Consider the following 22967-nt stretch of genomic DNA (forward strand, 5'->3'; position numbering starts at 1 on the left):
AGTTGATGTAATGTGATGTAAATGACCCGCGCAGAGAGGAGCGCTAAGTGAGTAATGCATGATCGAATATGAGCATGTTGATCATTTAATACTTTGAGAGATTGGTTTCCTCTTGGCAGGATACCGAAAATGTAGCACATTTTCTTATGTGCCCTCGCCGGGCGGGCTATCTTGGGTCCGGCAGTTTGGCCAAGCCAAACCGAACCCTCACGGCAGAGCTGATAGATGACGGACAAAGAGATGGGTTGCCGACGTAAGGCAGTGACGCGCAGCGTCCGAATGAGCCCGGAAGAACATGCGCTCTTTGGGGAGTTTTGCGAGTCCTTGAATGTGACGCCGAGCGCAGCGTTGCGGCGCCTGGCGAGGTCCGCCGCACTTTTGGGACCGACTTTCACCGGGGAGGCCCGCGCGGAGGTCATTGCACTCACCCGACAAATGCGCGCCGTCGGCAATAATCTCAATCAGGCCGTCCATCACATGAACGCGGGACATGTAATCCAGAGCGAAGATATGAGGGGCCACCTGGAAGCGGTCAGCCGCGCAATCGGCGAGCTCGATCGGCTGTATCGGTCGCTTTGCGTCAAAACCTATCGACGCGCCGAAGCTGTTGTCGCCGGGCGGTCGAAATGATCGATCTTGCCGCTTATGACCTGCGTCCCCTGTCCGAGCGCTTGCGCGGAATCAGAACGGCAAGGGATTTTCGCGAGCGACGGGCGCTACTCGAGGCGGTGAATTCTGGGGCGCCTCCGAAAACGCCGGGTGCCTCCCCTGCCCGTTCGTTGCCATTGGCTCGACCCCCTAAAAACGGCCTGCCCTATACCGGGCCGGGCGCTCCGTCGGGTGGCGCCGGCGAGAAAGTCGAAGACGAATGGACCCTGCGCCGGCCGGGAAGCGGGCGCGGCGGGGAACCTGCAATTCGCTCGGCTTCAGGGCCTCGTCCGGATGCGACGCTTTTATCCGCGGGGGCCGCCTCCTCTGGACCTTCAGGCGTCGCGGCGTCGATTGCAGCTAAGGCCGGTCTCGCCGCCGGCTCGCAAGCCGCCGTCGTGAAGCTCGCGAGCTACGGCTCGGGGAGCGCGCGCGCCGCCGCGCTTCTTAACTATCAGAGCGATAAGGGCCAACTCACCCTGGAACGCGAGGATGGGACTCTCGTGACCGGCAAGGCTGCCGTCGACGATCTCGCCACGCACTGGCGCGATGACGACGCGCGCGAGCCTTCGAACGATATTTTCCGCATCAGCCTCACATCCGAGGGCAGACTCGGTTCCGAGGAAGTGCGAGCCGGCCTCGCGGTCGCGCTCGACGGCCATCGTTACGCCTGGCGGCTCGAGGAGCGCGACGACTCCACGCTCGTGCATCTCGTCGCTGTCGCCGCTGGCGCCCGCAAAGACGAATATGGAAAGAAGGAGCGGATTTACGCCAACGCGAAATCTCTTCGTCGCTTCCACGACAAGATCGAGGACGCCTTCGGCCGCAACGTCGATTTCTCGGCGCCCGTTCGGGCGCATGGCGTCGAGGGCGCGACAACCCAACTTGCGGCGCTCACCAAGGCGGGCGCGGTTCCTGCGGAGACGGACGCCGGCATGAGTCTGGAAGACGCCGCCGATCGCCATTTCGCAAAACAGCCGAGCAACGCGAATCGCCCGAAGCCTGAGAATTTCAATCCCGCGCTGGAGATTGCCAAGACCTGGCGCCCCGCCATGAGATCGAGCAGCCCGCGGGATTTCGCGCATGTGATTTTGAGCGCAAAACCAGGGACCGACAAAGACGCCTTCATGGACGCCGCGCGCGCGACGCTCGCGCGCGAGTTCAAGGGACATGAGTATGTGTTCGTCATGCACACAAACAGGCGGCATATTCATGTCCATGCCGCAGTCAGGCTAACGAGCGCCACGGGCGAAAAGCTGCATCCTGGGATCCAGGACTTCAACCGGTGGCGTAAGACGCTCGCGGAGGAAGCGCGCGAACGTCAGATCCCCATGGAGGCGGTTCGTCGCTTCGACCAAGCTCACGCGCCTTCCTATCGGCTGAAGGACGTCAAGATGGTCGAGCGCAGCATTGCGCCGGAGAGCGTCCGGCGGCGCGTCGAGCGGGTGCAGAACCGTGAAATTCACCGACCCACGCGCGACGAGGGTCGTCGCCGCGCCGCCGAGGCGGCCGCTGAATGGAAATCACTGGCCGCGCGCCGGGCGGCTGTTCTTCCGCCCCTTGCGGCCGGCGCAAGGCGGCTGTATCGCGCCGAGGCGGCGAACGACAGGTCTCACCGCGCGCCCCTCTTTTCCATCGATCGCGCGCTTGCCGAAGCCTATGCAGCGAAAGGCAGAGCGTCGCAGCTCGTCTATTTGGACGTTCCTGCGGAGCGAATTTCCGAGTTGCGCACGTCGCGCGAGCTACCGGCGAAAGTCTACGTCGTGCCCCCTGCCCTCGACGCGCTCCGCAAGCCCGTCGACTGGATCGACGAAGCCGCCGTTTTGCCCTTCCAACGTCGCGTCGACGCCGCGCTGACAACGATACAGCAAAAACGCCCAATTGTTTCCAAGGAGGATAGAGCCATGCGAACAGCCGAAACAATGGAGGCCGCTCGACGCAATATGGCCCACGCAATGGACCGTCTAAGCGGCTACCTGCCCGAGGGCGCGGTCAAGGATGATCTGATGCGACGGTCGCGCGACATTCTTGCTCGCGCCGAAGGGGCAACCAAAGAGCAAGAGCGGCTCGATCGTAATCCAGGCCAGATCGAGGGCGACCATTTCGTGGAGCCCGACCCACGAAACGTCGGCGCTCTGTTCACCAATGAGAAGAAGGGGACGGAGATCCACTACAAGCGCCATGATCGAGAGACTGGCGCGTTCCAGACTCTTGCTTTCATCGACAGCGGCAAACAGCTCGACATTCGCGATTGGAGCAACGGGGAGAGCGTCAATGCGGCTCTGAAGCTCGCTTCTGAAAAATGGGAGATACTGAGCGTCAGCGGAAGCGACGACTATAAGGAAACCGTCGCCCGCCTCGCCGCGGAGAATGGTTACAAGATAACGAACCCGGAATTGCAGGACCGCATTCGTGAACTCCGCGCCAAGATCGAAGCGCAGCGCGCGAGCATCACCGAAGGAAAAGAACGAGCCGAAGCCAAAGAGACAGGCGCGCCTATGAAATCTGCCCCGCTTTCGGACGTGGAACATCAAAAGCCAGCCGACCCACCAATTCTCAACACGACGTCAGCCGAGCGGGCGATCGAGCTTAACAGCATCCGCGAGCGCGTCGACGTCGAGGCGCAACGAGAAACCAGCCAGGCGGCACGCGCCAGGGAGGCTCACGAAACCAACGCCGCAGCCGGAACCGAAGGCGCGCCGTACCGCGCTCCAGAAGAAGCCCGCGCGGCGCGTGAAGCAGAGCGGGCCGTGGAGAATAGCCCCGCTCGCGAAATCCCCGCTGACCCCATGCAAAGCGAGGCCATCCAAGCCCTTCGCTTTGAGCAGCGCCGCGTGCTCGATCAAGCCAATCGCGACGACCAAAACCGCATCGACGCGGAGAACGCTGAGCGCTTCCGCCAAGAAGAACGCCGTCAGGATCGCGACGAAGCGGAAGGCGAGTCGATGTAAAAAGGCTTGGTCTTTCGGCCGTTCGATTCTTGGAAATGCAGTCGCCATGGAGTCCTTAACGACTGAATCGCATTCTCCCAACGTCAGCTGTTGGCGGTGGCTCGTGTCAAATGCCCCTCCACAAATAGCAATGGAATCAATAGGTGTGAGAGGGCAGGATCGAGAGGCCGGTCGGCGCGCGCAAGGGCGCCCCGGCGTTGTTTCACATTTGCTCACGCCGCGGTGGCAGCCATGCTAACCCGACTTTTCCTCCAGACATCCGTCTGGCTTGCCGGCATGGCCGCCCTCCTTTTCGTGCCGACTGGCACGATCGCCTGGCCAGAGGCTTGGATCTTCCTGGGCATCATCGGAGGGGTCGGCGCGGCCGCGGGGGTGTGGTTCGCCCGTCACGATCCTGGTCTCTTGAGGGAGCGGCTGTCCTCGCCCTTCCAAACCGGTCAGCCCGCATGGGACAAGGCGATCCTGTCGCTGTTCTTCGCGCTCTACCTGGCGTCCTTCGTTGTCATGGGCCTCGATGCCGTCCGTTGGCGAGCGACCGTCATGCCGGCGTGGGCCGAGGCTGTGGGCTCCGTTTGCATCTTGGCGTCCTACGCAATCATCTGGCGCGTCTTGGTGGAGAACTCCTTCGCCGCGCCGGTTGTCAGGATACAGGAGGAGCGCGGACAGAGGATCGTAATGAGCGGTCCTTACGGCGTGGTGCGCCATCCGATGTATGGCGGCGCGATCCTATTTCTGCTCGGTACGCCGCTGCTGCTCGGCTCGTCCTACGGGCTGGTCTTCGCACCCCTGCTGGTGATCCTGCTCGCCATCCGTTCGGTCTTTGAGGAGCGCGTGCTCGCGGAGCGGTTCCCCGAATACGCCGCCTACGCGGAGAAGGTCAGATTCCGCTTCGTGCCCTTAGTTTGGTAAGACGCTACCAACTCGAGGCTTTCCGCCACCCGGCGGCGACCGCTTGTCCCTCGGTGCAGAACCAGCGTTTGTCCGGGCCCTTATCCATACGCACGCGATCATAGGTGCGATCTCCCGGCACGTGGTAGATGCGCTCGCCATTGCGGCTGACATTGCCTTTGATCAGGCAACCCGCGGCGACCGAGTTATCCCGCTTCGGCGCGGGGGCGGGAGCGGGATTCGCGAACTGATTGCCGGGGGCCGGGAGCGGATTGGCGCTTGCCCATATCTGCTCGAAGCGGGCCTCGAAGGCGTGGGCGGCGGCCGACTCCCGCAATATGACGAGGTCGTTGTCCTGCTGCTTGAGGCCCGAGGCCGATAAGTTGGCCGAGCCCGAGCGCAGGATCCGGCCGTCGATCGCATAGGACTTCAGATGCATGTAGGGCCCTGGCGCCTTCATGCGGATGCTGCCCGTGATCTCGCGCAGGCGGTCGAGGGCATGCTGTTGGCTGGGGTCGAGCACGATGCGAACGACCACCCCGCGCCGGTGCGCGTCAATCAGGGCGTCGATGACCGGCCAATCGGTCAGCGAATAGGCCGCCATGTCTATCTTCGTATGGGCCGAACGCAGCAGGTCGACGTCAACGCGCTCGAGGTTCTCGGCAGGCGCGTAATGAATTTCGACGTCCGCGGCTTGGGCCGGCGCCGCGCAGACGGCGAGGAATCCGTGCAAGGCGAACGCCAGCGCGAGATAGTCGCAAACTCGTTTCCCTGTCGGCAATCCCATCCCCAGCCCTTCCGGAGGTCGCCCTCCTCATATAAGAACGAATATAGAACGAAAGAGGCTATGTCCATGCCCCGCAGACAAAACCGCCGATCGGATCGCTTTGTGGACCGCGAGCGCCTCTTGGCGGCGATGGGCGGTTGCCGGGAGACGATTGCGCGCGAACAGGCGCGCATGGAGATCTCAGGCCCGCTGTATTTCTCGTCGTCCACGGTGTTGGCCGCCATCGACGGGCTGGCCCTGATGCTCACCGGAAGGAGGGACTACTTCCATTTGACGGGCCACGGGGTTCATGAGGGGAATGCCGTCGAAGGGAGGAAGCCGATGCTCGCCACCAGGAACCTGTTTGCCAACGTGCCCGAACGCTTGATCGACGAGGAGATCACAATCTTGGTCGAGTTTCCCGGCGCGAGGATCGAGCGGATCGTCTCCACCGGGCAGGCCAGCCAGCCTGGCTTCTGGTGCGACCAGGAGCAGGCGGAATGGGTCGTGCTGCTGCGTGGCTCGGCGGGCTTGTTGTTCGAGGGCGAGGCCGCGCCGCGCAGCCTGCGTCCGGGCGACTACGTGGAGATCCCGGCCCATGCTCGGCATCGCGTCGAATGGACGGACGCCAACGAGGCGACGGTGTGGCTCGCAGTGCATGTGGGCGGCAAAGCTGGATGATGCTGGGCGGATGGCTCGACGCCGTGGGCCTGTGTTCTCGAGAAACGAATTTGACACCTTTTATTCCAGCCATTTGGAGGCCGCGATTCGATCCCGTTTCGTCCTTGATGCGTCCCATCTATCCCGAACTCGGGCAGCGACTCGAACCGGCATCGATACCGACCGTCAACCAATCCCAGACCGGGAAAGCGGCGATTTCAACATGGCCCCCCGCTGAGGTTCCATCCCCATCTCCCCCACGTTGAAGCCGTCCTCTTGCCCCTAGGAAAGCCTTCAATCAGGATCCGTCGTGGGGAGCTACCCGCTCCATTGCGAGAATGGAGGCGTGCGTGGTCCCAACGAACAAGCTGTTCAAGTCGTTACTGGACCTTCCCGGCGCGGCGGAATGGTTTGGTGTTGTGGAGCCGGCGTGGCTGTCGCTGGATCCGAGAAGTCTCGAGGCCCTGCGCGAGGAGCCGTTGAACCGGCACGGCGCCCTGCGGATCTCGCCGGACCTGACGGAGGCGGACGTCGACATGTCCCCGGTCCTTCGGAACGCGATTATCCTTCTCGAAGCAGCATCGAAAGGCGACGGGCTGAAATTGACCGCCACGGGCAATCTCGCCAGGGTGGTCGTCGACGACATGCGGGACCGTTTCGAGTGGCCGGGATATGAAAAGGCGAGCACCCTCGGTCTTTACAAGGTCATCAACGAGCCCGATTTCATGCCTCTGCATTTCATTCGGATCACGGCGGCGCACGCCGGCTTGCTCCGTCGTCGCAAAGGCGTGCTCACGACGACGCCAGTGGCACGCGAACTCTTATCCCAGCAGCGGTTCGGCCCTTTGCAAGCCATCCTTTTCCATACAGCGCTCTGGCGCCTTGATTTGTCCTACTTCGGGCGCGGGCTGCTCGGCTCTTGGCCGCAAGGCGACGTCGGCATCGTTCTCTGGTCGCTGACTGTCGCCGCATGGGATTGGCAGACGCCCGAACGGCTTTCGCGGCTTTGCGCCGTTCAGACGGCGGAAGTCGTCGAGCCGGGGATTTGGGACCGCGGCTCGCTGGCCTTCGAGGCCCGCGTCCTGCGGCCGCTATTTTGGTTCGGTCTACTTGAACGCAGCGCGGAGAAGTCCCAGACGCATGAATTGGTCGAAACGCATCTCTATCGGAAATTGCCGCTGTTCGAACGCTTCCTGAAATTCGATGTAGGAATCGCGGCGTACTCCGGCGCGGGGAACGCTTGAGCGCTCTCCATTTCCCGGCGCCAGACCGGCAACGCCTCGGTCAGCTTGCGCTTCGTGCGAACGCGATGATCGCGCTGCGGCCGAGGCCCCCGCTTCGTCTATTGACCTCGCGTCCGCGCGAAAAGAGAATCATCGTTGGAATGCTTTGGATGCCGAAGCGGGCGGCGATCTCGGGGACCCGCTCGGTGTCGAGCTTGGCGAGGCGCGCCATCGGCTCAAGGTCGCGCGCGGCGGCCTCGAATTCCGGGGCCATCGCGCGACACGGCCCGCACCATCCAGCCCAGAAGTCGACCAGAACCGGAAGCTCCGTCTTGCCAATCATTCGATCGAAGTCTTCCACGCTCCCGAGGTCGGCGGGGTGGCCGTCGAATAGCGGCGCGTGGCACCGACCGCAGTTGGGTAGATTGCCGGAACGAAGCTTGGAGTCCGGAGCCTTGTTCAGGCTGCTGCATCGGGGGCAAACGATGATAACGCTCTTATCCAAGATTTAACTCCACTCCGATTCTTGTCTTCCGATTCCAGTACAGCAAATCTGGGTTCTGGCTTTGATCATCTAGGCGCCCCCACGGACGCCGACCAGAAGCCGCGCAGGCGGCCATTCGCCTTTGCCCTGCGTCTTCATGTCGCCGAGAGCCACTCCCTCAGCTTCGTCCACCGCCGCTTCCGCCCCTGTGTCCGCACGGCGATGGCGAGGGCGCGCCGCTGCCCGACGATCACGACAAGGCGTTTGCCGCGCGTGACCGCCGTGTAGACGAGGTTGCGCGCCAGCATCGTGTAGTGCTGGGTCGCGAGGGTGATGACGACAGCGGGATATTCGGAGCCCTGCGACTTGTGGATCGTCGTCGCATAGGCGGGAACCAGCGTGTCGAGTTCGCCGAACGGATATTCGACCTCGCGCCCGTCGAAATCGACCCACAGGTTGCCCTCGGTCTGATCGATGCGGAGAATGCGCCCGAGATCGCCGTTGAACACCTCACGGTCGTAGTCGTTCTCCATCTGCATCACCTTATCGCCGGGCGCGAAGCTTGACCCGAAGCGCTCGACCTTCTCGGCCATGTTCGGGTTGAGGGCCTTCTGGAGATCGGCGTTGAGCGACCGGGCGCCAAGGGCGCCACGCTGCATCGGGCAGAGGACCTGCACATGGGCGACGGGATCGAGGCCGAAGCGCCGGGGGATGCGGTCCCGGACGATTTCGACGACCTTGGCCGCGCCCTTTTCCGGATCGCCGGCTTCGACGAAATAGAAATCGGACGTCTCCTCGCGCTTGGGCCATTCCGGCATCTCTCCGCGGTTGATGCGGTGGGCGTTGACGACGATCCGACTCTCCGCCGTCTGCCGGAAGACCTCGGTCAACCGCGCGACCGGCAGCGCGCCGGAGGCGATGACGTCGGCGAGCACCTGCCCTGGCCCGACCGAGGGGAGTTGGTCCACGTCGCCGACGAGCAGGAGCCCGGCGCGCGGCGGGACCGCCTTAAGCACCGAAAACATCAGCGGCGCGTCGACCATGCTTGCCTCATCGAGGACAAGGAAATCGCAGTCGAGGGGATTGTCGGCGTCGCGGCGGAACCCGCCGTTCTTCGGGTCGGTCTCCAGCAGGCGATGGATGGTCTTGGCTTCAAGGCCGGTCTGGTCGGCCATACGCTTGGCCGCGCGACCGGTAGGGGCCGCGAGGAGGAGCTTCGTCCCCTTGGCGGCAAGGATGCGGAGGATGGCGTCGAGCAACGTCGTCTTGCCGACGCCGGGGCCGCCGGTCACGACGGCGACCTTCGAGGCCAGGACCGTCTCGACGGCGGCGCGCTGCGAGGCCGCCAACGTCTTTCCGGTTCGAGCCTCGACCCAGGGGATGGCCTTCGCGGCGTCGATCGTCGGCCACGGCGGCGCCCCTCGGGCCAAGGCCAGCAGCCGGTCGGCGGCGCCGCGCTCGGCGAGGTGCAGGCCGCGCAGGAACACGCAGGGTTTCCCCTCGATCGCATCGGCGACGACATCGCCATCGGCGAGTTCCGCGTTCAGCGCGCTCTGGACGATGCGCTCGTCGACATCAAGCAATGTGACGGTGAGCTTGACCAGCTCCTCCACCGGCAGGCCGCAATGGCCTTCGTCCATCGCCTGCTGAAGGGCGTAGGAAATCCCCGCCCCGGACCCGCTGCGGCGTCTCCCGCGCCATGCCGAGCTTCATGGCGATGGCGTCGGCGGTCTTGAACCCGATCCCGCGGATGTCCCGCGCCAGCCTGTAGGGATTTTCCGTCATGACCTGGATGGCGTCGTGGCCGTAGGTCTTGAAGATACGAACCGCCCGCGACGTGCCGACGCCATTGGCGTGCAGGAAGACCATGATGTCGCGCACCGCCTTCTGCTCGGCCCAGCCGGCGACGATCTTTCCGGCGCGGAATTCGCCGATGCCCGAGACCTCCCGCATCCTTTCGGGCTCGGCCTCGATAATCTCGAAAGTCTTCTCGCCGAAGGCAGCGACGATCCTCTTGGCGAGCACCGGTCCGATGCCCCGCACCATGCCGGAGCCGAGATACTTCTCGATGCCCTCCGCAGTCGTGGGCGGCGTCGTCTTGAGGAAGTCCGCCTTGAACTGTAGCCCGTGCGCGCGGTCGGTGGTCCAGACGCCGACGGCGTGGATGAACTCGCCGGCGGAGATCGATGCGACATGGCCCACCACCGGCACCAGGTCTCGCTTGCCCCGGGCCTTCACCTTCAGGACCGCGAAGCCGTTGTCCTCGTTGTGGAAGGTCACCCGCTCGACGGATCCGACGAGGGTTTCCTTGGGCGGGGTCGAGGCGACTGAAGGCTGCAAACTGAGATTCCGAGGAGGAGCGGGGGCGCCGCTATTATAACAGGCCGGCGTTCCTCCTCATCAGACCTCGACGACCTTCCCGACGACGAGCCCCGCATTCTCCGAGGAGCGCGCATAAAGCTGTATCCAATAGACGGGTTTTGACCTCTGGAATCTGAGAACGTCCGCTTTCCATCGTGGCGCGGCCTTCTCGAAGATTGGTAAAGTCAACCTTCGATGGATTTTGCTAAAAGGTCTATTCGGCAACCAAAACCTCTTTTCAACCTGTCGGTACGATGTGACAGTTCAGGGAATGGGGGCGACACATGAATAAGTCGATCGGAAAGATCAATCCGGCCAGCGGCGTAGCGCCCATGGCAATCATGAATGGGCCGCGGCGACCGATTCGCTACCTAGCGAGCGAGGGTATACATGCCCGCGAGGTTAAAGGGATCACCCAGCTTGACGTGGCCCTACCGCCTGACTGGGTCTTCTATACAGGGTTACAATACTTTCCGGGGCACGACACTCCCATCGAGATGGACTTGATCATTCTGATGGATGATCGGGTTCTTCTCGTAGAAATTAAAGATTGGGCCCTAAAGATTAGGGTCGAGGGTGACAACTGGGTGGTTGGAAAGAGAAGTAGGCGTGGAAATCCGGCAAAGTTAGTGGCGGCCAAGGCCCGTAAGCTCAAGACCCTGCTGAACACGCGGTTGCCTCATGTGCCAGTGTATGTTGATTCTTGCGTCATTCTGACGGCAACCCCCGAGGTCCAGGCTTTGCCGCCAGGAGAGTCGCGGAGAGTTTTATCTTTAGCGCAGGCGTCTCACCTTGGTGATGTTGCAATAAGACGTAGTCACTTAGCGCAGCTCCAGCTCGGGCTAAAGGCGCCTCCGCTTTGGCAGTACGCGACACAATTCGACGAGGTATTCGGCGATAGAGCTTCGTTTCGGGCTCAGGAGGCCGAATTCGACGGGTTCCGTGTTACCGAGGAAAACGTTTTCATTCACCCAAACGGAGTGTGGTCAGAACATCGCGCCGAAGAGGCCGATCGCACCAACTCTACCGCGCTCTTGCGATGTTGGAACTTCGCGGCGCTCCCGCCGGCTTTGAACACACCTGCCGATCGAAGCTTTATAGCGGAACGTGAGCGCCGCGTCTTCGATCATTTGAACGCGCTTGGAAGCTGGTTGGCGGATGGCGCGTCGGTGCTTCGGCCGATCAATAGCGCGGATGGCGATATCCCCACGGATCATTTTGATTTGCTCGCCCTACCAGCGACTTGGACCCAGGTACCTCGGTTTGTGGAGAAGATTCGTGGCGAGATCGGCGAAGAGCAGGCCTTGGAGATCGTCGCCGAACTAGTGCGTATCGTCGCCGAGCTCCATGATCGGCAGATCGCGCATCGTGACATTGGCAGGCGCAACGTATGGATAGGCGGAGCCGCAAGGGTCGGCCTAACCGGTTTCGCTATCAGTCAGATCCCTTCGGACGCGTCAGTCGCCGACTGGCGCAAAACGCTTCAGGCTTATGCGCCCTTGATGCCCGAAGACCGCGATGAAGCCGCGAAGACAAATGGTTTCCGTCGGGACGTCTATCAGGTTGGCGTTCTGGCCCGGGAAATATTCGGAGCAGTGACGGACACGCCAGACAAGGCCCCGGCGATGCCCCAATGGCTGGAGGATTGGCTCACGACCGCCACCGCGGCCGACCCGGCGGCAAGGTTTGCAACAGCACGCGCGATGGCGGACGATTTGGCTCGCCGCCGCAGCGAGAACCGGGGCGCCATCGCCGACACTTCTGAGCTCAATGCTTTCGAAAGCCGCGAGAATCCTTACGCCCGCTGGCCTCGCCAAGAGACCTTCCTCTCAGCGACGGGAGATGTCTATCGATCCCTCGACGCAGGTGCCGACATTGTGGTCAAGATTTGGCCCGGGATGCGGCGCGGTGAAAGCTTGGAACTGGACTTGGCGCTGCTCCGCCTTCTTGAAGGGGCATCCCGACTAACCACCAGCCCGCTGGAAGGCTTTCCTAAGTACGAGTCGGTTGGCCTTCACGCGGTAGGCCCCTTCGTGACCTACGGACTTGTCGAAGGAAGACCTCTAAATGATCTCAGTGACTTAACGCCGGCGGAAGGCATTGGTCTTTCTAGCCAGTTGCTGCGCGCGGTGCAGTCTCTCCACGCGTTGGGCTACTGTCACGGAGATCTGTCGCCCGCCAATATCCTCATCAGCGGACGCGGCGGTGCTGCACGGCTAACAATTATGGATCTCTTCGATCTCACTGCGGCAGGCGACGGGCGCAAACGAACAATCGAATTTTGTCCGGATGATCATGAGACCTGCGGCGAAATGCAGATCGACCGTTATGCCGCGGCCCTGATCGCCAAGAATTTGCTCACCCAATCCCGGGATCCCCGAGGGCAGGAAGCGCTCGATCAGTTGGAAGCCGTTGTCGTCTCCAGCGGCGCTGATCTTCTAGATTTTCCGATCCACTATTTGTCTCAGGCTGCGGCCAGGCTCGACGAACGTGCCGCACCAGTGTTCAAGATTTCCGTGCGCAGCGCGGTCGACCTCTCGCTGATCGATAGGTTGTTTACCGTGCGCAGGTTCGACGATGCGATTGTCCTGACGACTGACAAGCACGAACTAAGGCTAATAATGAAGGGTGACGTCGCCGTGGGGCTGGCGGTATCCCAACCAACCCACCGGTCACTCGAAGACGCCTCGTTAAACGGTGTCCGTGTCCGGCTATCCCTTGAAATTCGTTCTGGTGAACCGGAGGCCCTGGCCGAGCTCAAGCAATACCTCGACAACCTAACGGGCCTCGCCCGTCCGGGACCGACCTCACGGCCACCTCCTACAATCATAGCGCCGCCGGTATCGCGTGATGCATTTCCGGTCCGTCGCTACTGGCAGCGCGTCATCGAGCTTGAAGATGCCTTGCTACCGGAGCTGGAGATAACCAGCGATGGTGAAGCCATCGGACGGGGCGTGACATATTCCTGTGAGCGGCGGCGCGGAACGTTCGACTTTGACCCTTTGGACACCGTCGAAGTGTTCATCGGCGAGCGCAACAAGCCGATCGGAAGCCTGGATTTGAAGGCATTTGGGGACGACACGGTGACCCTGAACAAAGAGCCGGACTGGCCCTTGAGCAAAGGTGATCGCGTCCGACTCGTCAGCCGTCGTAGCCGGCAATCATTCGATCGCCGCCGCCGAGCGGTCGATCGGATTCTGAATGGCGAAAGCCAAGTGCGAGATCTGATCGACTACTTTGATCCCTCCGCAAGCAAGAGCGCAATTACATACGACATCGAGGTAAAGAAGGAGGACCTTGAACCTTACGAGCTCAATCATGGCCAAGAGGCCGCGATGATGAAGGTGCTTCGAGATGGCCCGGTTGGCTTGGTGCAAGGCCCTCCTGGAACGGGCAAAACCCACTTCCTCGCAGCCCTCGTCCATTGGTTGACCACCAAGGGACGGGCCGAAAAAATCCTATTTGTCAGCCAATCCCACGAAGCGGTGAACGCGGCGCTAGAAAAGCTTATTGATCGTTTCAACGCCGAGAAGAACAAGCTCCCGCTCTTGCGCATCGGCACCAAAGGGATCAGCGACAAGATCCGGCCGTATCACACCGATGCGTTACGCGAACGCTTCCGTGCCTCGTTCGATGGCGCTCTAAAGCAGCGGGTTTCCACCGCAGCGCGAGGCGCAGGAATCTCGCGGAAAATGGCGTATGCGGCTGTCGATATCGAGCGTCAATTGGGGGCTGTGTCGCGCCGGCTAGCGGTGCTTGAAACGTTAAACGATGAAAAAGTCGATCGCGAAGAGCAACGCGCGCGTGGTCGCATGCTTGCCTCTGCACAAAAGGCATTCGCTTCGGCCGGAAAGCCCATCTTCGGGCGTCCAGCAGATCCCAAAGCGCATATGCAAGAGGTCGCGTCCGCCTATAGAGGATTGGCCGCCTCTGAGGACGCCGCGCCCACTGACATGAGGGTTTTACTCGATCTCTTGAACCTTTCCCAAAGTTGGTTGTCGGCGTTGTCCACACGTCACAGGAATTTCGACGAGTTCTTAGCGAAGACCCGAGCGATCATCGCGGGTACCTGTGTAGGTGTTGGCCAAACATCTCTTCGCATCGATAACAATTCCTTCGACTGGGTGATCATCGACGAGGCCGCCCGCTGCACTTCCGGCGAACTCAGCGTTGCCGCTCAGCTTGGTCGACGCGTGCTGTTAGTCGGTGACCACCTCCAACTCCTTCCGATGCTCGACAATGGAGTTTTGCAGGAGCTGCGCCACTCTTTTCCCGGCATGTCGGACGACGTGCTGGCTAAGAGCGACTTTGAGCGTGCTTTCGCCTCCTCCTACGGCGCGGCCAACCACTCTGTCCTCAGCGAACAATACAGGATGGTCGAGCCGATCTGCGACTTAGTCACCGATATCTTCTATCGCCCGCATGGTGTGAGGCTTCACACCTCAAAAAAGCGCAAAGCCGATGAACGCTTCAATGACCGAATGCCCGAGCCGCTCAACGCCCAGATTGTTTGGCTTGATACCTCGGCTGATTCGCGGGCAAAGGAAACGCCGGACAGAAAGAAAAGCCATTCGAACGAGGCTGAGGTGGCCGCGATCATCTCGCTTCTGGACGTGATTGCCGCCGATGGGGAGATGGTTTCGGCCTTGTCGCGAAGTGAGGAGGAAAAACCGATCGGAATCATCTGCATGTACGGCGCTCAACGCGAAGCGGTCGAAACGGCCATCGCTGAGCGGCCGTGGGAGGCCCAGTTTCGCAGGCTTCTGAAGGTTGATTCGGTCGACTCCTATCAGGGCAAGGAGAATACGATCGTCATCGTCTCGCTTTCCCGGACCAACACGACCCGACAGGGCGGCCACGTGTCAATCCCAAATCGGGCCAATGTAGCGTTTTCACGCGCTAAGGAGCGGTTGATCATTGTTGGATCGGCTAAGTTCTGGAGCGACTTTAATGGGGACGATCCGATCCGCAAGACACTGAACTGGATTAGTGCGCGCGAGAAGAAAGACGGCGCGGCCAAGGTATTCGACGTAACGAAGGTATTCGCCCGATGAGCTCCACCACTTTCATCGTCGATACGGTCGGCTTTCGCGTGCCATGCCGTAGCTTTCACGTTCGCGCCAACGTCACTCGTGATCGGCCATTGCCAGTCGTCGATGAATTCGTCCTACGCTTGCTTCGCATCTGCGGACAGTTAGCCCTCGAGCGAACGGCTGATTTCTTCGGGTTCACGCAAGTTGAAACCGAGAGAGTGGTGCGCGACTTGGTGACCAAGGATCTGTTAGTAGCAGAAGGCAACGAGCTGAGACTTTCAACAGCGGCCGCTGGTCTATTCCGCTCCAGCGCCGACGAAGAGCCGCGGCTGGTCGAGGTAGAACCTTGGATCGAAAATGTCTGGATCGATCTTGTTAGCCGCGGATTTGTCGCTCGGCCTCGCCAGCGCGCGTTCAGGAACTTAGTAGATGTGCCGCCAGCCGCCGGTGCGATCGACCTGCCCACGGAGTTCGCGCGAGCAGCGTTTGAGGAGAATTTTCGGGATTACGTCACGCATGTGCGCCGGCTTCGCGAGCCGGAACGGGTCAGTATCCATTCGATTGCGGGGGTAGAGTCTGACAGGTACGGCTCTATCATCGTCGCAGGCCGTAAAACCATGACGCTGGGAGATCGCGGCCCCAAGTTGGAGTTAGAGGGTGCTGCGGAGGCCTCCAGGCCTCAAATGCGGCAAATGATCCAAAGTCTCTCCAGCCAATACGGTCTCCTTCAGCAACCGCGTGCACAGGCGACGAGCCTCCTGGATTTCGAACGGCTATCTGGCGTCCAACTACGGAATTTCTTGGGTGCCAACCAAGAGTTCGATCTGGAGCGTTGGCATCAGGAGCGGCCGAGGTTCCAAGATGGATCGTGTGCCTGGATGGTGGGCGCGCCGTACATCGAAGCAAATGTCGAGGCGCTGGTTGGTCGCCTAAAGACAAAAAAACCGAGTCAGCTCAAGCCAGATATTCGGTGGCTGCGTCCAGGCGGCACCGCATGGGGCATGACCGCTGATCTTGGCACCAGCCTGGAGCGCCTCCGGCAGTTGGTCGGGCTTCCGGATATTCCAAAGGCTTCGGGAACAACTTTGTTGATGCCAAAGGCGACGTCCAGATTGGCTCACAAGAGCGTTGGTCGGCTCTTCGAGAGCGGTGAGGAGGCACCGACAAGACTTGGATCTGGCCTCGAAATACTCGTGGTTGGTCAAGCTGTGGCGATACTGCTAGTCCATGTCGTCTTGGATCGCCGAGAAACGGTTCCCCTCGGGATTATCGTTGATCACGCGAAGCTTGTCATGCGGCTGGACGCTCAATTACGTGGAGAAAATTTGAAGGTCTGGGCGGCAAAGCGTGACAAAGGGGAATCCACTAGCATTTCTGCGTTACAGGAAAGCGAGAGTATCGAGGTTTAGTCCGTTCGAATTCGATCTTATTTCGCAACGTTTTTCAATTCATAGGAGGTGACCCGACTGCAGAAATGAGATCTCCACTCCCAAACTTAGTTTCGAGCGCGCACGAAGGTCTGCTTACTGATCAAGGCTCAACTTCCGCTCATGTCGCATTTATGCCCTTCGGACTCTCTCAAGCTGACAATCTCGCCTGTTACCAGCTTGCGCGCTTTATGCGGTTAGGAGCTCGCGTAGATCATCCGGCGTGTCTGTAAAAAGATCCGCTGCTGCTTCCAGACGCGCCACGTCGGCGTTGAACTCCGCTCGACTCTCGCCCCCCAGAGTCGATGCGACCGTGGCCTTTACCTCCTCCACCCATTCGGCGGCTTCGGCACTGACGCCCGCGACGAGCGCCACCATGTCCGCTGCTCCCAGCGCCATGTTCACTTCGCTGCCGCCGGCGGCGTTTGCCACGATGAGGGGTGGCGGCGGTGGCGTCGTTTCAACTGGAGGAAACGCCCGCGCCGCGCTGCTTAAAGCGTCAGACCCAGATCCGCCGTGAACGACGTCCGTCCTTTCGGCGCGGTCCGCATTGAGAAGATTTCGGGCGGCGACGATTTCCGCTCGCAGCGACTTCGTCAGAACGTCCGATGGGTCCCCGCGTCGTATCAAGAAGCCGCGCGACTTTTTCACAACGGCGATCGACTGAGGCTCGGTTCGAAGCTTTTTGCAAAGCGCCGCCACCGGCTCATTGCTCGCCTCGTTCATCGCTGCGACGAAAGCCACGCGGAAGGACTCAGCCTCAACGAAGATTTTCTCTGCGGCCGCCATCACGCGCGCAAATGCCGCGTCGTGCTTCGCCCCACGTGCAGCAGACACGATCATCGCTCCCGCATCAGCCGACCAGTCCGACGAAAGGCCGTCAGTCCCTACATCCGGCACGCTCAGTTGAGCGCTGAAAGGCGCCGACGCCACGACCTTTCGCTTGTAGCCGCCATCCGTGAAGAAGTTGATCTTGGTTAAAACTGCCGCGTACTGACCACGTACCAGCAGCACCGACTTTTTACTGTCCAATCGGCGAAGGGCCTCCGGCGCCATCAGGGGCTCGAGCTCCCACCGCCCTTGCGTCGAGCGGCTCGCGCGGGGCATGCCGCCGACGAGGCTGCCGCCGCCGATCGAAGTGCCCCAGCCTTCTCGGCGAATATAATGCTTTCCGATTTCGTCGGCGCAATATTTGGCGGTTGTTTCGTCGCCGACGCCGATCAAGAGCTTGACATCCATATTGCCAACGAGCATGTCTCGCGTCGGCTTGCCGTAGCGCACGTCCAATTGGGTCAGGCCTTGCGCGATGACCGCAATCTGAAACCCATAGCCCGCGACGAGCGGCGCGCGGTCTACGATTTCGGGCATGCGGCCGAACTGATAGAATTCATCGAGCATCAAGAGAAGCTTGTGCGGCTCGTCGAGGCCAGGAAGATTCCGCAGCAGTACGTCGTGAACTTGTTGCACGAGCAGGCGCACGACTGCTTCGACCGAACCGAAATTGCCGACCGGCGTGCCGATCAGAATCGTGAACGGCTTGCGCCTCAGATCCGCGATGTTGAAGTCGCTGCGGCTCGTCGCATCGTCGACCAGCTTGTTGTTCCATCCATCGAGCGCAGTGACGATATGCGCCTCGAAGGACATGCGCTGCTTTTCCTCGCGGCCAATATGCTGCCGAAATTTGTCGGCCACGAACTCGTTGAGATCCGGCTCGGCGACGAGAATATCGGCCATCACGGCGGCAAGGCTACGGCCTCGGCTCATCATCCTAAGCGCAGATTTTATCGTGCGCTGGCCGTGCATCGTGTCGCTGTCGAGCACATAACCCAAGAGGCCGGCGAAGAGACCCCGCGCAGTTTCCGCCCAGTAAGAATCTCCTGTCGCCGGCGTGGGAATAAGGCTTCGCGCGATATTCGCCACATCGGTCGCCCTTTCCGGCCAAACCGAAACGAGATCAAGGGGGTTCCAACAGTGCGATTGCGCCGAACCAGGCGAAAACAGGAAAACCCGCTGACCGATTGCCGCACGAGCGGCGCCAATTTCGACCCACATCTCGCGCTTTATGTCCAAGCCGATCAAAGAGCCGCGCCATTCAAGCGCATTTGGGAGCACGAAGCCGACGCCCTTGCCGGCGCGCGTCGGCCCGTTCACATAGATGTGACTCGCGCCGCTGTAGCGCACGTCCTTGCCATTAAAGCGTCCAAGGAAAATTGAGTAGCCGGGCTCGCCGTTCAGCAAATCCGCTTTGCGCAGATCTTTGAGCGTCGCGAGTCTCGAGCCCCCGAGCGGCGGCCTTATCGAGCGAACGCCCTGAACAATCTGCATGGCGATGACGGCGATGACCACGACTGCGATCGTGGCGCCGAGCGTCGCCCGCGCGACCAAATTCTGGACGACTGGATCTCCCCACTCGCTTTGCGCGGCGCGCAAGGGCAAGAGCAGCTCAAATCCTCGGGTAAAACGCGTCCACAGCAGCCAGCTGTGCGTACGCCAGGCGACCGCCAGCGCGTAAGAGGCCTCCCAGAGAAGAAAGACGGCTGCGAAGGCGCAGAGCGCACCGAGGAGGTATAGGGGCCAGCGCATCGGTCCTCTCACGCCTTTCCGCCAAAGCCTCGGAAATAGATTTCCGCGACGCCGCGCGTCGGCCGACGGCGCAATTGAACCACCATCGGCACGACCGAGCGGACATAATCCATGATTTCTGCCTTGCTAAGCTTGAGATCGGATTGCAGCGTCATCAGCGCCAGGCGCTCAAAGGCGCCGTAGCAGCTATCGGCGTGCAGCGTCGTCAGGGAGCCGGGATGGCCCGTGTTGACGGCCTGGAGGAAGGTTGCCGCCTCGGCGCCACGAATCTCGCCCAGAAGCAGCCGATCCGGCCGCAATCGTAGGCTTGATTCCAGCAGGTCTTGAACCGTCACCTGCGCCAGGCCCTGCCCGCCCTTGGAGGCGAGCAAGGACAACCAGTTCGGCTGCGGCGGTTGGAGCTCGCGCGTGTCTTCGATCGAGATCACGCGTTCGGCAGTTGGAACCTCTTTGAGTAGCGCGTTCAGAAAGGTCGTCTTGCCAGACGATGTTCCCCCCGAAATAATCATCGTCACGTGGTTATTGACGGCGAAGGCCAGCGCCTTTTGCACGCCCTCAGGCGTCACGTCCTGCAGCAACTCGGCAAGCTCGATCTCGATCTCCGGATAGTGGTTCAGGTCCGCCTTGAGCGGCCCTCTCACCTTCACGCCTTCGAACGCGCCCATTCGGGCGTAGTCGGCGAGGCCGAGATTGGCGATCACCTGCTTGCGGATCGAAAACGCGCCGCCGGAAGGCGCCGCCGGCGCCAGCACCCCCTGAAATCTCTCCCCATGTGGCATCGCCGCCGACAACAGCGGCGTGGACGAGTTCACGGACTGCTGGGTGGTCGAGGCGACATGTTCGGCTAGGCGCCTGACAGCCGTTTCGGTCAATTCGGGAACCTCGAAACGCTCCATGCCGGGCTTGCCCAGCGCCTCGACCCACACTTCCCCCGGCCGGTTGACGCAGATCTCGATCACGTCAGGGTTTTGTAACCAGACCCGAATGGGCTCCGCCGCGTTCCGAAAGAACACCGGCAGGGTCTCCCAAAGCGGTATCTTGGTCGCGCCGCGGGCGCTTATTGGGGTGCTTGAGTTCATAGAGCGCCTCTTTCACAGGGTCCGCATAGAGGTCGGAGAAATCGAGGTCGCGCTTCACAAAGACGAGAATTCTCGTGCCCTGATCGACATAGATCGTCGGCGGAATGTGAATCTCGTCTTTCAGCGCCTCTACGGCCATGCGCGTGATCGCTTGCGAGGTCGACTGGGCCCCGATCTGCCGCGCGCTCAAGAGCACGGAGTTCGGATTGCCCACTATGGGCACGAGCTGGCCGGTCACCGGATCGAGCGCATATTGCTGGCTCGTCGCAAAATTTTGATTTTGACCGAGCGAGGCGACGAATTGCGCGACGCCGCCGGTGAGGGTGAGAAGGGCGGCATTTCCGAACCTGTCGAGAAAATGCTTGTCCACCTCGCCTGCGAGCCCCGAGCGGCCAAGATTATCCGTCCCATAGGATCCGAGCATCAGCGACACCCCGTCGGCGCGCAGCATGCGCGTCCAGACGATCATGACGCGCGACTGGCCCCGGACGATTCCGGAGCGGTATTCGCCGGTGAGCATCGTTCCCTTCGGGATAAGGACGCGGCGTCCATCGAACGAATAGACGTCTTCGCTCACTGACGCCCTCACATTCCCGGGAAGGTCGGACTGAATACCCGTTTCCAGGACGCCGTGGATCATGAAACCCTGCGGCACGAGCGCGTCGATCCGCGCGTGCTTGACGGCGCGGGCGCGCGTCACGTCATTTTCGGCGTTGCGAAGGAAGCGGCGATTCGGGTCTTCCTCGTCCCTCTCGGCGCCGACCCTTGCCACAGGATCGACCGACGCCGTTCCTTCCCGGTCGTTGATCGCGAGCATCGGCGAACGAAGGCGAGCCTCGACCTTCGCTTCGGCTTCTTTGCGCAGCCGTTCGAGCTCCGCCAGGCGCCGCGCTTCGCTATCGTCTAACCTCGGTTCTGTAACGGGCGGAGCGCTGACCACAGCGGCAGGCTGAGGAGCCGGAGGCGCAGGAATCACGAATTTAGCGGGTTCCACTTTTGGCGGCGGCCGGTCGAAAGACGCGCCCGGTTGCAGCCTCGCGGTCGCAAATGACTCGTCGCCGGCGTTCTGCGGTTTGCTTTGCTTGCGACTCGACGCGTACCACATGAGGGCGATGATGACGGCGGCGGCAAGAACCGCGACCCCGCCCAGCGCCACATTGGGGTTCGACGACTGGCGCGTGACCGTCTCGTTCGCGAGCCGGCCTTCTTCCTCAAAATCAGCAGCCATGATCCGGCGCTCCTGTTATTGCTGCAAGCTGGCGCTCGGCGCGAGGCCGTTTGAGAGAAAGTTCGTCAAGAAACCGCCCTCGGGCGCATGGACGGCCTGGATTTCGGGTTGCACGTCCGTCTCTTGCGCCGTTGGCGGCGGATCAGCTTCGGCGCGCATGTTGAAGACGCAAGCGGTCGCGGCCCCGTTGCGCATCGTCCATTGACCGGCTGTGCGATCGACGACAATCATGCCGCCCTCGCGCCGGTAGTTCACGAGTGTCTCGGACCGATCGGGATTGACCAGGAAGATGCCAGGAACGTCGCCCGAGAAGCGAAAATAGGTCTTCGTTCCGTCGTCGAAGACGTGCTCGGGTTTGACGTACGGCGCGCCTTTGTAGCTGTAATCAAAGTTTCTGATCGACGAGTTTTCGGCATTCCGCTTATTGGGGAAGGCCGCAAGCTGGCGCGCCTTCTCCAAGAGCCGCGCGTCTGCTTCTTCGTCCGGATAGGTGAAGCGGACTTTGAACACGACCCGACGATCGTGTCCACTGCTCGTGCGCAAGATGAAGGAATAGATTCGCTTCCTCGTCGTCACGACAGTCATGTTGGTGACCGCATCCGGCTCCAGGGGCTTGATAAAGAGAAATTGCTTCGATTGATCGGGCACCGCTTGCCAGCCGATCGTGTCTCCGAGCGCGACCGTTGCAATTTTCTCGTCGTCATGGAGAACGATGATCGTCGAGACGCCCCGCGTGCCCCAAATCGTGACGACGTTATCCCTCTCGAATGGCACCGTGCGCAGGCGCGAATCCGCCGCAACCGGCAGCGGCGCGCGCTCAGCGACGGCGGGTGACGACAAAATGGCGGCGAGCAGGAGGCTCGCAAGCAAAACGTTGGTCATTGCGGACCTCCCCCGCCAAGCGGAGCCACGGTTTCCTGGTCTTTGCGATATTCGACGACTTGAAACCCAAGCGGGTTGTCGAAGCGCCACTCGTTGCGCATCGGCTCCTGCGTGTAGCGGAACCTGACATTCGCGGCCCAATGTTCAATGACCTGTTCGCGCTCATTCGTGCGCGTCGTCATGAACCGAACGGCCGCCGTTGCGGGCGCCTTGGGGTTATCCATCCAGCCATGCGTGAGAAAGTTCACGCTCTTGACATAGACCTTGACGCGTCCGGTCGGACCCCAGAGTTTCATCGGGCTGTTTGGATTGGTCACGGAAAATTGTTCCGCAAGCTCCTTGCTGGCGCTTCCGCTCGAGAGCAGCGACGCGAGCTCGAAATTATCCCTCAGGGCCGGGGGATCGTAGGTTTCGCGCGCGCGGATGAAACGGACGATGTTGGCCTGCGTCACCGCCTCACGCTCGGAAATCGGCCCCCCGCTCTCAAGCGGCCGAGCAACCTCGACATAGCCCGTCGCCTTGTCCACGAGGAGCGTCACCACTTCGGTGGATTTCAAGGGGATGAGCATGAAGAGGGCGACGAGCGCCGCGAGAAGCGCAAGGCCAATCAGGCTTGCGACGACGCGCCAAGCGTTTCTGGAGAGCTCGAGCCGGCGGTAGATGTCGCGCTCCCAGCGCGCGCCATCGTGATAATAGCTATCGCTCGCCAGCGGCGACCGCCCGCCGGTCTCCACATCATCTGACATGATGGATT

The 22967-nt window shown here is 61.4% G+C and carries 14 protein-coding genes and 1 pseudogene; 7 read left to right on the top strand and 8 right to left on the bottom strand.

Annotated features, from left to right (window positions below):
* The first annotated feature begins 435 nt into the window (after positions 1–435).
* The 3 genes from mobC to MET49242_RS00765 all read left to right on the top strand — a co-directional run bounded on the left by mobC (position 436) and on the right by MET49242_RS00765 (position 4508).
* Positions 436–630, top strand: coding sequence for a plasmid mobilization relaxosome protein MobC (gene mobC / locus MET49242_RS26455; protein WP_036279540.1), 195 nt, complete (start codon positions 436–438; stop codon positions 628–630).
* Positions 631–785: 155 nt separating this feature from the next.
* A complete protein-coding gene (locus MET49242_RS00760; protein WP_144259395.1) occupies positions 786–3599 on the top strand; it encodes an LPD7 domain-containing protein in 2814 nt (937 codons plus the stop codon).
* A gap of 276 nt (positions 3600–3875) precedes the next feature.
* Entirely contained in the window at positions 3876–4508 is a 633-nt protein-coding gene (locus MET49242_RS00765) for an isoprenylcysteine carboxylmethyltransferase family protein (RefSeq protein WP_244430613.1), read from the top strand.
* Positions 4509–4512: 4 nt separating this feature from the next.
* On the opposite strand, the gene MET49242_RS00770 is transcribed toward MET49242_RS00765, so the two are convergent.
* Positions 4513–5274, bottom strand: coding sequence for a phospholipase D-like domain-containing protein (locus tag MET49242_RS00770; RefSeq protein ID WP_244430614.1), 762 nt, complete (start codon positions 5272–5274; stop codon positions 4513–4515).
* 60 nt (positions 5275–5334) lie between these two features.
* On the opposite strand from MET49242_RS00770, the gene MET49242_RS26460 reads away from it, so the two are divergent.
* The gene (locus tag MET49242_RS26460; protein WP_349775575.1) at positions 5335–5934 is read left to right on the top strand and encodes a hypothetical protein; all 600 of its coding nucleotides are present in this window, start codon (positions 5335–5337) and stop codon (positions 5932–5934) included.
* Between the two features lie 329 nt (positions 5935–6263).
* Entirely contained in the window at positions 6264–7157 is an 894-nt protein-coding gene (locus MET49242_RS00780) for a hypothetical protein (protein ID WP_144259396.1), read from the top strand.
* 40 nt (positions 7158–7197) lie between these two features.
* Here MET49242_RS00780 and trxA read toward each other — a convergent pair whose 3' ends face one another.
* Together trxA and MET49242_RS00790 are read right to left on the bottom strand one after the other, a co-directional pair.
* Complete coding sequence (gene trxA / locus MET49242_RS00785; protein ID WP_036279553.1) at positions 7198–7641, bottom strand: thioredoxin; 444 nt, start codon at positions 7639–7641, stop codon at positions 7198–7200.
* Positions 7642–7775: 134 nt separating this feature from the next.
* Positions 7776–9960, bottom strand: a pseudogene (locus tag MET49242_RS00790) (ATP-dependent RecD-like DNA helicase).
* Positions 9961–10265: 305 nt separating this feature from the next.
* Here MET49242_RS00790 and MET49242_RS00795 point away from each other — a divergent pair.
* Positions 10266–15035: an AAA domain-containing protein gene (locus MET49242_RS00795; protein WP_036279555.1), complete on the top strand. Its 4770-nt coding sequence runs from the start codon at positions 10266–10268 to the stop codon at positions 15033–15035.
* Positions 15032–16423, top strand: coding sequence for a hypothetical protein (locus MET49242_RS00800; protein ID WP_144259397.1), 1392 nt, complete (start codon positions 15032–15034; stop codon positions 16421–16423). Before MET49242_RS00795 ends, MET49242_RS00800 begins: the two co-directional genes overlap by 4 nt.
* 207 nt (positions 16424–16630) lie before the next feature.
* Here the strand turns inward: MET49242_RS00800 and MET49242_RS00805 are convergent, their stop codons facing one another.
* Genes MET49242_RS00805 through MET49242_RS00825 form a run of 5 tightly spaced genes read right to left on the bottom strand, consistent with a single transcriptional unit; the run spans position 16631 to position 22959 of the window.
* The gene (locus tag MET49242_RS00805; protein ID WP_051133892.1) at positions 16631–19024 is read right to left on the bottom strand and encodes a type IV secretory system conjugative DNA transfer family protein; all 2394 of its coding nucleotides are present in this window, start codon (positions 19022–19024) and stop codon (positions 16631–16633) included.
* A gap of 8 nt (positions 19025–19032) precedes the next feature.
* On the bottom strand, positions 19033–20037 hold the full coding sequence (gene virB11 / locus MET49242_RS00810; RefSeq protein ID WP_084678802.1) for a P-type DNA transfer ATPase VirB11: 1005 nt from the start codon (positions 20035–20037) through the stop codon (positions 19033–19035).
* Positions 19985–21331 (bottom strand): type IV secretion system protein VirB10, encoded by a 1347-nt coding sequence (gene virB10 / locus MET49242_RS00815; protein WP_084678803.1) that lies wholly within the window; start codon positions 21329–21331, stop codon positions 19985–19987. The genes virB11 and virB10 overlap by 53 nt, the downstream gene beginning before the upstream one ends.
* Positions 21332–21346: 15 nt before the next feature.
* Positions 21347–22213, bottom strand: a complete 867-nt coding sequence (locus MET49242_RS00820) for a TrbG/VirB9 family P-type conjugative transfer protein (protein ID WP_036279559.1) — start codon at positions 22211–22213, stop codon at positions 21347–21349.
* A complete protein-coding gene (locus MET49242_RS00825) occupies positions 22210–22959 on the bottom strand; it encodes a virB8 family protein (protein WP_051133894.1) in 750 nt (249 codons plus the stop codon). The genes MET49242_RS00820 and MET49242_RS00825 overlap by 4 nt, the downstream gene beginning before the upstream one ends.
* Positions 22960–22967: the final 8 nt, after the last annotated feature.

Origin of the sequence: Methylocystis sp. ATCC 49242 (assembly GCF_000188155.2) — a bacterium.
Classification (GTDB): domain Bacteria; phylum Pseudomonadota; class Alphaproteobacteria; order Rhizobiales; family Beijerinckiaceae; genus Methylocystis.

Bases quoted from the DNA above. Each gene is read 5' to 3' on its own strand.
- mobC (WP_036279540.1), top strand. From the start codon at position 436: ATGCGCGCCGTCGGCAATAATCTCAATCAGGCCGTCCATCACATGAAC.
- MET49242_RS00765 (WP_244430613.1), top strand. From the start codon at position 3,876: ATGGCCGCCCTCCTTTTCGTGCCGACTGGCACGATCGCCTGGCCAGAG.
- MET49242_RS00770 (WP_244430614.1), bottom strand. From the start codon at position 5,274: ATGGGATTGCCGACAGGGAAACGAGTTTGCGACTATCTCGCGCTGGCG.
- MET49242_RS26460 (WP_349775575.1), top strand. From the start codon at position 5,335: ATGTCCATGCCCCGCAGACAAAACCGCCGATCGGATCGCTTTGTGGAC.
- MET49242_RS00795 (WP_036279555.1), top strand. From the start codon at position 10,266: ATGAATAAGTCGATCGGAAAGATCAATCCGGCCAGCGGCGTAGCGCCC.
- MET49242_RS00800 (WP_144259397.1), top strand. From the start codon at position 15,032: ATGAGCTCCACCACTTTCATCGTCGATACGGTCGGCTTTCGCGTGCCA.
- MET49242_RS00805 (WP_051133892.1), bottom strand. From the start codon at position 19,024: ATGCGCTGGCCCCTATACCTCCTCGGTGCGCTCTGCGCCTTCGCAGCC.
- virB10 (WP_084678803.1), bottom strand. From the start codon at position 21,331: ATGGCTGCTGATTTTGAGGAAGAAGGCCGGCTCGCGAACGAGACGGTC.
- MET49242_RS00820 (WP_036279559.1), bottom strand. From the start codon at position 22,213: ATGACCAACGTTTTGCTTGCGAGCCTCCTGCTCGCCGCCATTTTGTCG.
- MET49242_RS00825 (WP_051133894.1), bottom strand. From the start codon at position 22,959: ATGTCAGATGATGTGGAGACCGGCGGGCGGTCGCCGCTGGCGAGCGAT.